11 protein-coding genes are annotated in these 12,712 nt (G+C 33.2%); all 11 read right to left on the bottom strand.

Going from position 1 to position 12,712, the window contains the following annotated elements; all coding sequences use genetic code 11:
- Window positions 1-3,678, bottom strand: coding sequence for a ShlB/FhaC/HecB family hemolysin secretion/activation protein (locus tag ABNT22_RS03575; protein ID WP_348716624.1), 3,678 nt, complete (start codon window positions 3,676-3,678; stop codon window positions 1-3).
- A gap of 85 nt (window positions 3,679-3,763) precedes the next feature.
- Entirely contained in the window at window positions 3,764-4,342 is a 579-nt protein-coding gene (locus ABNT22_RS03580) for a nucleotidyltransferase family protein (protein WP_348716626.1), read from the bottom strand.
- 63 nt (window positions 4,343-4,405) lie between these two features.
- Complete coding sequence (locus ABNT22_RS03585) at window positions 4,406-5,425, bottom strand: XdhC family protein (protein ID WP_348716628.1); 1,020 nt, start codon at window positions 5,423-5,425, stop codon at window positions 4,406-4,408.
- A gap of 26 nt (window positions 5,426-5,451) precedes the next feature.
- Window positions 5,452-6,585, bottom strand: a complete 1,134-nt coding sequence (locus ABNT22_RS03590) for an MBL fold metallo-hydrolase (RefSeq protein ID WP_348716629.1) — start codon at window positions 6,583-6,585, stop codon at window positions 5,452-5,454.
- A 3-nt stretch (window positions 6,586-6,588) separates the two neighbouring features.
- The gene (locus ABNT22_RS03595) at window positions 6,589-7,257 is read right to left on the bottom strand and encodes an NAD-dependent epimerase/dehydratase family protein (protein WP_348716631.1); all 669 of its coding nucleotides are present in this window, start codon (window positions 7,255-7,257) and stop codon (window positions 6,589-6,591) included.
- Window positions 7,258-7,366: 109 nt separating this feature from the next.
- On the bottom strand, window positions 7,367-8,275 hold the full coding sequence (locus ABNT22_RS03600) for a helix-turn-helix domain-containing protein (protein ID WP_348716633.1): 909 nt from the start codon (window positions 8,273-8,275) through the stop codon (window positions 7,367-7,369).
- A 52-nt stretch (window positions 8,276-8,327) separates the two neighbouring features.
- Complete coding sequence (locus tag ABNT22_RS03605; RefSeq protein ID WP_348716634.1) at window positions 8,328-9,107, bottom strand: SDR family oxidoreductase; 780 nt, start codon at window positions 9,105-9,107, stop codon at window positions 8,328-8,330.
- 116 nt (window positions 9,108-9,223) lie between these two features.
- Window positions 9,224-10,789 carry a protein adenylyltransferase SelO gene (locus ABNT22_RS03610; protein ID WP_348716636.1) on the bottom strand — a complete coding sequence of 522 codons (1,566 nt, stop codon included), beginning with the start codon at window positions 10,787-10,789 and terminating at the stop codon, window positions 9,224-9,226.
- Between the two features lie 2 nt (window positions 10,790-10,791).
- Window positions 10,792-11,643, bottom strand: coding sequence for an alpha/beta hydrolase (locus ABNT22_RS03615; RefSeq protein ID WP_348716637.1), 852 nt, complete (start codon window positions 11,641-11,643; stop codon window positions 10,792-10,794).
- 3 nt (window positions 11,644-11,646) lie between these two features.
- Window positions 11,647-11,916, bottom strand: coding sequence for a hypothetical protein (locus ABNT22_RS03620; RefSeq protein ID WP_348716639.1), 270 nt, complete (start codon window positions 11,914-11,916; stop codon window positions 11,647-11,649).
- A gap of 17 nt (window positions 11,917-11,933) precedes the next feature.
- Window positions 11,934-12,704, bottom strand: a complete 771-nt coding sequence (locus ABNT22_RS03625; protein ID WP_348716640.1) for an alpha/beta hydrolase family protein — start codon at window positions 12,702-12,704, stop codon at window positions 11,934-11,936.
- Window positions 12,705-12,712 lie beyond the last annotated feature (8 nt).

Here is a 12,712-nt window from a genome sequence, read left to right on the forward strand (position 1 = left end):
TTAAAAGGCAAATCCAATTCCAAAAGAAAAACGGCTTTCATTTTCATTTCCTTGGAAATAAGAGATGTTTGCAGTAAACATATCGATACCACTTAACCAAACAGATCCTCCATAACTTGTATGCCATTTACTTGATTGAGCCACTCTAGGGCTCCATACTCTACCGTAATCAAATCCAGCAGAAACGCCTAATTTTAATGGTAATACAGCTGTTTTAAACCTTCCTAATTGCAAGCGTAGATCATTACTATGATAAAAACTTTCTTTCCCAGTAAAACGCTGACGGTTGAATCCACGTAAGCTTCGATCACCACCTAAAGTAGCTCCTTGATAAAATTCAAAACGATTTCCAAAATTAATATGTGTTCCAATTTCTGAGGCAAAAACTAAAGAACGATTGTATATTAAATTTTGATAAAAGGCTAATGAACTTTTGAGATATCCAAATCTTCTATCAAAATCATCAGATAGTGATTTTGCTCCTACAGCTAGGTCAAAGTTCATACCTTTGGTAGGGAAACTTTGATCATCAACTATGTTGTGGTTAAAACTCAACTCACTTCCGATAAAATAATTGGTATCGAAAATATCAATAGATGAATTTGGAGAAACATCCGTAATATATCTGTTCGGAGTATTTTGTATTTCAATCCCTTCAATAGAAGCAGAAACTTTTAAAATACTGCCTCCTCTTAATCTTTTTAGCAAGGATGGTGTAAAGCTTAATTCTCCTTTTTTAACTCTATAATAATCTAAATCATCTCTTTGATCACCTGTTGGCATTGAGAATTGCGTTTCATTACCCCAACCAAAGAAGTTAATTGCGTAATTATCACTTGTTACTTTAGCTCTTAGTTGTAAACTCCAATCTCCTATAAACTCCGTGAACTCTCCATTGTATTCAATATCGTAACCACTTGTTGCAGTATAGTAATTTGCGGCCAGGTTATGTTGACTTGCGAAAGGACGTTTTTTAAAACCTTGTTGGGTATAGGTTAGTGCAGCACCGAAGAAAAATCCATCATCTGGGTTACTTCCTAAACTTGGAAAAACAACCGTAGTATTGTTTTCTATATCTCTATGATTATAGGTGTTTTTAAAGTAATTGTCTGAACGTAAATCAGCCGTTTCTTTACTTCCTTTAACGGTGTTTTTCTTTGATTTATAATCATAAATCTTTGTTTTCTTTCCCCAACCAGACACAGAAGAGGTGTCATTATAAATGTCATGATCTTGTCCACCGATTAAACGAATTAAAATACTATCATCTACATCTCCAGAGATTAAGAATTCATCATCTCCATTCAATCCATAAATTTGAACTTCTTTGGTTTCATTGGTTTTAAAAGTTCGATTGTAAATTTCATCATCTTTTCTATAAACCGTAACATTAGTTTCGTCATCATTAAGTCGCTTAATAATAAATTTATCTTTTTTATCTGTACCAATGATATACACTGTTTTTGCTTGTTTTGTATAATAGCGCTTGGCAATATTCTTTAATTTATTTCTTCTTGATTTTATTTTAGCAATGGTTTCTTCACCATCAATATCATAAATAACTTGAGGTAGCTGTTTGATGGCTTTTTCAATTACTTCATCAGTAAGGTTTTGCTGAATGTATTCAGCTTGTTTATACCAATCTTCTAAGGTTAGTTTGTTTAAGAATTCAGCATCGAAGAAACGAGGATAATTATTGTACCACTTCATATCCTTAATGTCATGCTCAAAAGTTTGCATGTTTCTTACCAAAGGAGCAAACTGTTGAAATAAAGGAATCATAACTCCGTCAAATTTAGAAAAAGGTTGATCTCTATCTCTTGGAATTGGTCGATAATATGTTTTACCATCATCGGTTTTAAAAGAAGCCCAACGCCATTGATCTTCATGTCTGTCCCAATCACCAATTACCATATCAAACAAACGAGAACGCATTGCCCATTCTTGATCAATAGAGTGCTTTCCGTTTTTTCTTATTTTTTCTAGAACATCAAATGTGCTTACAATTTTCTTTGAATTACCAAAGCTTTTAACATCATCTCTATTACCAGCAGGACGTTCTTCTAATAGATATAATCCTCCACCAAATACATCATTATAATTTCCTAATGCCGGTTGTTTTGGCATGTAAAACATTCTTGGATTGGTATGATAAATATTTACAGCTTCTGCCATATCAGGAATCACAAAAGCAGCATATGGATGCGACATGGTAAATATGTCTTGAACCACATCAATTAAAAATGTTCCTTTTAAAACCCCACCCATAATTCGACTTCCATCTTTTACCATAGATCGTAAAACATATTGTTTTCCTTCTGGATTTTCTAATCGTAATGAATTGGTTTGGTTTCCACCTCCTCTTTGAATTGGTTTTAATCCACCATATAATTTCTCTAATTCTAATACAGGAACCTTTATTTTTTTACCATATTTTTCTCTGTGTAAATCTCCCCACATGAACTTATGGAAACCACTTACTTCCGTATTTTCTGGTTTATAAATAGAAGCTTCTATAAATTCTTTATGAGCATCATACTCTGGAAATTCATTAAACTGTTTTACTTCTTTTGGTTCAATAATTTGTTTATTGAATAGTAATTTATGTCCGTCTTTTTTATTTGCTGCATAGTATTCAATTACAGCAGAACCATCTTTATAATAGTTTAATATAGCATATCCATGATTACCGTAAGTAAATTGTGCATCATAACCAATTAATGCTGGAGATTGCTTTGACCCAGAACCACTAACAACTTGTTTGAATCCATCTTTCTCGATATATTGTAAGTTGTGTTCATGACCAGAAACAAACACAATGTTTTTATTGAAATCTCTTGAAATAGTTTGAATTCGTGTTACAAAATCAGTGTAGTTTTTGTTAAATATATCTGTTTGAATTCCTACATGTGAACGTAAAGTGTTTTTTAAAGTTCCAAGAATAGGAGCAGGGCTCATATGATCTTTAAAAGAAAAACTTCCTCCATGAGGTCCGTTAGAATACATAGGATGGTGCATTGCAACGACCACATTTTTATAACGGTTCTTTTTAAACAAACTCCAAACTTCATCTATAAAACGCTCACGAGTTTTAATATCACAGTCTTCGTTAATAGTTGGGTGTTTATTCCAATCGGCAATAAACCAACGACTATCAATAATGATAAGTGTTATATCATCGTTGATTTCTACTTTTTTCAACCCACATCCATTTTCTGGTAAAAACGATTTTTTCCCTAAAGCTTTTTCTACTATCTTTTCTTGACGCTTTAACCCTTTTAAACCATTATACCAATCGTGATTTCCTGGAATAAAAATAGGACTTCCTTTAAAGTTTTTTACAGCATCAATTTGGGTTTGAATACGATGTTCAGATAAGGCTCTGTCTTTATGTTCTTTTTTCGGAATTCCATAAGGATATACATTATCACCTAAAAATAAAGCAGTTGCATTTTTGCTTGATTTCTCCAACGCTTCTTGAAAGTAGGTTAAAGATGGAATTGTTTTTCCCATATCAGCATTTCCCGCATCACCAATCAAATAGAACGAATGAACTAATTCTTTCGTACTGTTTAAAGGTGTTGCGTCTTTCTTATTGGTATATTCTGCTTTATAGGTAGCACAACCTACAAATAATAGTAAAGTAGTTATATATAGAAAAGATTTCACAAAATTCATGAGTCTCGCTTTTTGTTATGTAAAATTACTCCTTTTTTAGGAATTTGTTGAGTTCTGTTTTTAGGAAAAACAGCAGGTTTTATAATTAATTTATCAGTCTTTGATATTCTTCTTTTGTATCGATATCAATTAAGTCGATAGTTTTTATTTTCATTACTTCTGAAAGATGATGTTGTAAAAATAACTTAGCTCCTTTGTCACCTTTGAGTTTAGTTAAGTTTTGAAAATATGCTTTCGGAAAAATAGCAGGAACTCCTACATTTTTCCCATAGTCAGAAGCAATAATGTTATGGGGATGTTCTTGAGAGGTGTTAAGTAATGTATTCAGGTAATCAGTATTTACATTGGGTTGATCTGCCAACATAATTAAAACATGATCAAAACTCCGGTTTTCAATATGCTCTATTCCTGAAGCAATACTTGAACTTAAGCCATCTTTGTATTCAGCGTTGATTATGATGGGAATTGATGATTGTTTAATTTCTTCAATAATTTGCGTAGCATTTGCGCCCAAAACACAAAAAGTTGCTTTTGCATTTGACTGTACTGCATTTTGAATAGCCCAGCCTAATAGTGTGGTATTTTTATAAGGAAGTAACTGTTTGATGGCTCCCATTCTAGAAGCACTTCCTGCTGCTAATATGATAATTGCAGTATTTTGCATCTTATTTGTTGTCATCTCAATGGGAGGCGGATGAGTGTTTTATGTTTATTTTATGGCTAAAATTTAACTATGGATTCGTCCAGTAATTTTCTTTAATGAAAATACTTCTTTTTTTCGAACTACCGATAATACTTCTGCTAAAATTGATAGAGCAATTTCCTCTGGGGTTTCAGCTCCAATATTTAAACCCGCTGGGGTATGTATTTTTTCTAAAAAAGTATCTGAAACTTCTGGTGCAAAATCAAATAATTCATTTAACAATCGTTCTCTACGTTTTGCAGCACCTAATATTCCAATATATATCGGGTTGTATTCTTGAAGTTTTACCAACCAACGTAAATCGTAAGTAAAATTATGATTCATAATAACCACTGCGGTATGTTCATTTATATGATCAAGAACAATGGTTTCGGGTGTTTGTGCCGTCACGGAATTTGCATGCGGAAAATCAGATAGTTGTTTAGGATCTTTGACAGAACTAACAACATCTACAATCCACCCTAATTGACTGGCTTGCGAACAAAGTTTTACTGCATCGTGTTCACCACCTACAATTAATAAACGAAATAAAGGTTGTAAAGTTTGTTGAAATACTTGTATTTCGTGAAAGTTCTTTGGATTGAAGGTATCTGAAAAAGAAACGTTTTGATTGTTTTGAAAACGTACAATTGATCCAAAATTACCTTCAATTTCATCTTCTTTTTGATAGAAAGATTCAATAACAAAAGGAAGTCTCTTCTCTAAGCTTTCAGAAAAGGAATCAATCAAAGCTGTACTAACTGTAAACGATTCTAGCAAAATATAAAGAATTCCTTCACAACCCAATCGATAGCGACCATCATAGGTCATTATTTTAGAAACTCCTGATTTAAAAACGGATTGTGCTCTTCGTTGCACTTCTTTTTCTACACAACCTCCACTCACTGCTCCTACCATTTTTCCGTCGGAAGAAAGCAGCATTCGAACGCCTGGTTTTCTATAAGAAGAACCATCTAAATCAACAACAGTAGCTAAAACATTTTGAATACCATTCCTTTGGTTAATGGCTGCTTGGGTAAGAATATCTTTAAATTCGTGCGTCATATGAGAACAATTTACAAAAAAGTTTTTTATTGGTTATTCCACCAAGTGCTATAGGTTTTCATACTATCTTTTAAAATTATAGGTTCACCAATTTTAGGAGTAATTAATGGAAGGTTTAATTCCTTAGCTTTTTTTGTTGCACGTTCAATTGGATCTGTCCATGAATGCATGGCAAGTTTAAAAGAGCCCCAATGAATTGGCATAATAGTTTTCGCTTGTACATCTACGCCAGCTTGTGCCGTTTCTTCTGGAAACATATGTATATCTGGCCACATTTCGTTGTACTGTCCACATTCTAACATAGCAAAATCGAACGGACCATATTTTTCACCTATTGCTGTAAAGTGCTTTCCGTAACCACTATCGCCACTAAAAAAGATATTGCTTGAGGCTGATTTGATCACCCAAGAACTCCATAAAGTACTCTGGCGGTTGTTCATTTTTCTACCTGAAAAGTGCTGAGATGGAGTACATACCAATTGAATGTTTTTGTAGGTGGTTTCTTGCCACCAATCTAACTCTGTGATTTTTTCTTCAGGAATTCCCCATGCTTTTAAATGTACCCCAACTGCTAAGGGCACAAAATAGTGTGCTACTTTCGATTTTAGCTTTTCAATACTTTCATAGTCTAAATGATCGTAATGATCGTGTGAAATTACAACGGCATCTATATGTGGAAGCTTTTCAATTTCTAGGGGCATTTGTTTGTTAAAACGTTTTTCTCCTAAAAATGTTAATGGAGCGGCTACCTCACCAAACATTGGATCTAGCAAAATGTTTTTTCCATCCATTTGAAGTAAGAACGCCGAATGTCCGTACCAAATTAATCGAGTTTCTCCTTTATAATCAGCTACGTTTGCCGAATCTATTTTTTGAACTTGTAAATCATCTTTTGGGCGCCCATTTTCAACAGTTGTAAAGAAGAATTTACGCGACATTTTTAACATGTCACCAAAACTGAAATCTTTAGGCACATTCGCATCTGCATTTCGGAATTTTCCGTTGTCATATTGTGCGGAACTAGCATACCCTTGATATGCTTTTTTAGTTACATTACCTCCAAAACTTGGATAAAAGTTAACTACTAACTGATAGGCAATTATAAAAACTGCAATTATAGAAATAACCGCTATTGTCATTTTTTTTAAGATTTTTTTCATGATTTATGATTGCTTTTCAGCTAATACATTGATGTCTTTATTTTCTAGATGTTTTAAGGTTTGCGAGTGATTTAAGGTATGAATCATCGCCAGCCCAATTTTAGTAGTGGTGGTAATATTTTTCGATTTTTTCATCAAACCGAAAAAAGGAGTCAGTATGATATAAATAACACTATACCAGTTGGTTCTTGATTTGATTCCTTTTTCAGGAATAATAGCTCCTGGGCGAAAAGCATACGCATCTTTAAACCCTTTGTTGAGCACGTAATTTTCTGTTTTTCCTTTTACACGTGCCCACATACTGCGTCCCTTTTCTGAACTATCTGTTCCAGCTCCTGAAATATAGTTAAAAACCATATTCGGATTTGATTCAAACAAAACATCAGCAAATGCTTTGACAGTATTGAAAGTAATACTGGTGTATTTTTCCTCATTCATTCCTACGGAAGAGATTCCCATTGCAAAAAAACAAGCATCATATCCAACTAGTTTTTCTTTTAGGCTAGCAACTTGTGTAAAATCGCTTAATAAAAGCTCTTCTAGTTTTGAATGCTCCATGTTTAAAGAAGAACGATTGATTACCAAAACTTTCTCAATATTTGGTTGTTCTAAACATTCTAACAAAATTCCTTTTCCTACCATTCCTGTAGAACCGGTAATAATAACTTTCATTGTTGTTTAATTTATAGTACAAAAATAGCTGCGTTCTATAACAAAGAATGTATGCATTTTACAGATTGTTGTATACATATTACAGTTTGTAAACCAATTCTATGTGTTTTTAGTTTTGAGAACGATATTTTGCTGGACTTGTTCCGGTTTGTTTTTTAAATAGTTTGCTAAAGTGTTGAGGATATTCAAAGCCTAGATCATAGGCAATTTCACTTACAGAATCTGTGGTGCCTAAGAGTTTATTTTTAGCTCTATTCACTACAAAGGCGTAAATATGATCCTTTGCACTTTTACCAGTTTCTTTTTTTAGTAAATCACTCAAGTAATTTGGAGACATGTTGAGTTGCTCTCCGCAATATTTTACGGAAGGTAATCCTAAAGTTGTAGGTTTGTCAGAAGTAAAGTAGTTACGTAATAAGGTTTCAAATTCCGTTACATGGTCTTGATGTAAGTTGGTACGCACATAAAACTGACGGTCATAATAACGATTACAATAGTCTAAGATTAACTCAAGCGTGGAGATGATTAATTTTTGGCTGTGCTTATCAATATTTTGATTGATCTCTAATTCAATTTTTTTAACCAAATCGGTTAAGGTTGCTTTTTCATCTTCTGAAAGATGTAAGGCTTCATGTACTTCATAATCGAAAAAAGAATAGGAGTTTATATTTCTTCCTAATTCTGATTTACGAATTAAATCAGGATGAAAAATTATAGTCCAACCTTTAGCATCTTCAGCTACTTTTTTCTCTTCAATAGACAATACTTGATTAGGTTTTGAAAATACCATAGTTCCATCTTCAAAATCGTAGTTGTTACGTCCGTATCCTAAAACCCCTTCGATTCCTTCTTTTAGAGAAATTGAGAATAAATCTGAATTATATTTAATACCGTAATACTGACTGAAATCAGGGAAATCCTTTGCCCACATAATTGTTATTAAGGGATGTTTTGGGGCAGATACCCCAAAGGTTTTGTTAATTTCAGTAATCGATTTTATATGAATAATTTCTTTCATTGAATTATGTAATGATCAACTATTAGTTTTATAAATTTACGTATTATTCTGCTTAAGAAACTTCTTGCATTTTACGAATTTGCTTAAGTAAGGTTCTTTTTGGAGTAAAAGGGATTGATTTCATCATTAAGTTTTGTGCAAAGGTTAATCCAGATACCACATCAAGCTTTCCTTGTTCCATGGCGTTGTACCCATCTTCTGCAACTGAACGAGCCGTAACGGTTTTTTCAAATAAGCCCGTTTTATCCATTCCTGAGGTTTTGGCAAATTCAGTTTCTGTAGCCCCAGGCATTAAGGTAGTTACGGTAATATTGGTGTCATGTAATTCTTCTGCAATAGCGTTTCCAAAGAAGGTTACATAGGCTTTGGTAGCAAAATAAATAGCTTGTAATGGGCCAGGCATAAAGGATGCTGTTGATGAGGTGTTTAATATTTTACCACAATTATGTTTTACCATTTCAGGTAAGAATAGATAGGTAAGCTCTGTTAAGGAAACCATGTTTAGGTTGATCATTTGTAATTGACGATCCCAAGGTAATTCATGAAATTTTCCTCTTAGACCAAATCCAGCGTTGTTAATTAAATACTCTACTTCAAAGCCTTTTTCTTTAACCTCATTGTATAATTCTTTGGCAGCATTGGGTTGACTTAAATCTTTTACAATAGTAATGACTCTAATATCGTATTTAACTTCTAAAGCTGTTTTTAATTCTTCTAGTTTTTCTTTTCTTCTTGCTACTATAATTAAACTTCCTCCTTTTGCTGCATGAATATGCGCTAGTTCTTTTCCTATTCCGCTACTTGCTCCTGTGATTAATGCTATTTTTTTCATCGTGTTTAGTTTTTATGGTTTTAGTTATCAAACATTTACGATGCAAAATTATAGCAGCTTTAGAGTGCCGATGTATACATTTTACGGAAGCTTGTATATATTTTACTGATGTAGTTTTATGAGCTACAACTCAACATAGAGCATCCTACTTTGTGTCGTGCCCATTCAGGTCGTTTGGCAAACCATTGTTGATATTTTGGTTGCTCATTGTAAGGGCTTTTTAGAAGTTGGTAGAATTCTTCAATGAGGCTGTAGTCTCCTTTATCTGCTTTATCAATAGCCAATTGCGCCATATAATTTCGTAAAACATATTTTGGATTTACTAAATCCATTTGTTGTTTTCTTTCAGGGTCTGAAAGAGGTTCTTCTTGTAGTCTATTTAAATATCTATCGAACCAATCTTTCCAATGTGTTTTGATTTCTTCAGAGATTTCGTTTGGTGTGTAAAAGGCATCTTTAATTTTATCAAAAGCTGTTTCAAAGCTATCTTCCGAAGAAATATTGGATAAGTTTCTATAGAAAATAGTCATGTCAGTTTCTGATAGTTGTAGTGTTTCTTCCAATCTACCAATTAGCTCTTTGTCATCTTTTTTAGAAGCTATTAATCCTAACTTGCCTTTTTTCATTGTAAGATATTTTTCTTCATAAATAGTATTATATTCATTTAGAATTTCTTGCAAAGGTTCGGCTTCTTCAATTAAAGGGTATAAGGCATTGGCCAATTGAAATAAATTCCAAAGACCAATATAGCCTTGGTTTCCATATCGGTATCTTTTAAATTGAGCATCGGTGGTATTAGGAGTCCAACCTAAGTCATAACCTTCTAACCATCCGTATGGACCGTAATCGATTGTTTGTCCGAGTATAGACATATTATCGGTATTCATAACCCCATGTACAAAACCTACACGTTGCCAATGAATAATCATGTCTATAGTTCTATTACGAACTTCTGTAAAGAAGTCGAGGTATTTTTCTTTTCCTTCCGAAGTAATATCTGCATAAAAATGCTGAATGGTATAATCGGTTAATTGTTTTAAAATTAAATGTTGTTTGCGAGCCGCCAGAATTTGAAAGTTTCCAAAGCGAATAAAACTTTGAGAAGCTCTACATACAATGGCTCCTTTTTCATAGGCTGGATTTCCGTTATACATCACATCTCTTAAAACTTCATCACCAGATAAAGAAAGTGATAAGGCTCTTGTAGTTGGTACTCCAAGATGATACATAGCCTCACTACATAAATATTCTCTGATTGATGAGCGTAGTACTGCTAATCCGTCTGCTGTTCTTGAATATGGAGTTTCACCAGCTCCTTTTAATTGTAGTGCCCAGCGTTGGTTGTTGTGAACAACTTCGGTTAAATTGATAGCTCTTCCATCTCCTAACTGTCCTGCCCAATTTCCAAATTGATGTCCGCCATAACACATGGCATACGGATGTGTGTTTTCTAAAACTTCATTTCCAGTAAATACTTTTAAAAAGACTTCCGATTGCGCTTCTTCTTTAGAAATACCAATTGCTGATAGCATTTCTTCGGAAACATGTATCAATTTTGGGTTGCTTGTTTTTTTAGGAGTCACGTATGAAAAACAGGCGTCTAATACCTGTCTGCGTGAGTTCTCTAAGATTTTATCGGCAGGTAATTCTTTGTTAAAAGTATCTTGGATGTTAAGCTTCATTTTTATTTTATAAATGCTAGAATGAAATTACAAATTTCTTTAGACTTTTCTTCTTGAACAAAATGTTTTGCATTTAATATATGAATATTCTCAGGGGCAATGTTTAAATCCTTGCTTACTAAATGCTCTTGAGGTTTCCATTTTAAAAAATCATCTTGATTTCCCCACAAGACTAAAGTAGGAATATTTAATGTTGGTAATAGCTTTTTATAACTAGGTAAATTATGACAAGTTCTAGAAAAGAAATAATACATTGCTTTGTTCTTTCCTTCCAACAATGGCTTTTGATATCCTTCTAAATCATTTTGACTAAGGTTATTGTGTAATAACCCCATTTTAAACAAATTCTTTATCAATAGTTTATTGGTGAATTTAAATGCATACAAAGCCATCACGAGTTTGGTAAATAGGTTTTTACCAAATCGCATTGGCGGAACAAATCCTTCTTCGTAAATAATGGTGTTTAAAATAATTAAATGCTGTACTCGATGTGGAGCTAATTTTAGTAATTCCCAGGTCCACAAACCACCAACATCATGAAACACATGAGACCAAGAATTGATTTCTAAATGATCCATTAAATCTAACAAACGTTGAGCTTGTTTAGGTTCTTCATATACATGGTAACCTTCAGGGGAATCACTGTTTCCAAAACCTAACATGTCTGGAGCAATGATGCGATAATCTTTAGCACTAAGAATAGCGATCATTTTTCGGTATAACCAACCAGAAGTAGGGATTCCATGAAGTAGTAGAATTACTTTGTCATCTTTATTCCCTATATCTATATAGGCTATTTTTCCTTCCGGGGTGTTGAAGAAGTTTTGGGAATTTCTAAAATCAGCATAGGTCATAATTTAACTTTTATAAGAAACATTACAGGTTTCGCAGATTAAGATGTCTTCTTTAAGTATGATTTTATCTAACTTAGAAGCTACTTCGTGCACAAAATTGTTATAAGTATTATGCTCTGGAGTAATGTTGTTGGCTTTAATTTTTTTATAATATTCACCTTCCCATTCTTGTTTTCCCCAACAATTCGGGCACGTACCTTCAGGAGCTTTCATGGTAGTATCTCCTTGTTCTTTTGCTGTGAAATAATTTTTGATACTTTCTATTATATTCATAATTGCGTTTTTAAATATTAAACTTCATTAGGGAAATATCGTTGTACCCAGGTTCCTATAATATTACCTGTGTATATACTATCTTGAGGGTTTGTTAGTAAATGATCTGCAGTATCTAAACTGATAAAACTTTTAGGGTGATGTGCGTTTATATAAAGTTCTTGAGCGTTATGAATGCTCACAATAGTATCAATTGGAGAATGGAATATGAGAATTGGTTTTCGAAGATTTTGGACAATTTCAGTTAAGTTGGTTTTGTCAAAATCTTCTACGAATTCATTGTTAATTTTAAAAGGTCGTCCTCCAATATTAATTTCTACTTCACCTTTTCGTTTTACTTCCTCAATACCATGAGAAAATAGGTGTTTCACATGACTCACATCAGCAGGGGCTCCAATGGTGGTTACTGCTTTTATATTTGAAAGTTTGGAAGCAGCAACAATAACAGCTGCACCTCCTAAGGAATGGCCAATTAATAAGCTAGGGGCTTTGTAATGTTGTGTAATGTATTCATTTACAGAAACTAAATCATCAACATTAGCAGAGAAATAGCTTTCTGAAAAGTTTCCTTCACTTCTTCCTAAACCAGTAAAATCAAATCGAATAACTCCAAAGCCATATTTTGTTAATGCGCGGCTAATATTTCTAACAGCATTTAATGTACTACTACAGGTAAAGCAATGAGCAAAAATTGCATAATGTTTTGGAGATTCATTTTCGGGAAGTTCTAGATGTGCTTGTAGTTTATATCCTTTGTTGTTTATGATGCTTAGTTTAGAACTTCTCATTGATAAGA

Origin of the sequence: Tenacibaculum sp. 190130A14a, assembly GCF_964048965.1 — a bacterium.
GTDB lineage: Bacteria > Bacteroidota > Bacteroidia > Flavobacteriales > Flavobacteriaceae > Polaribacter > Polaribacter polynesiense.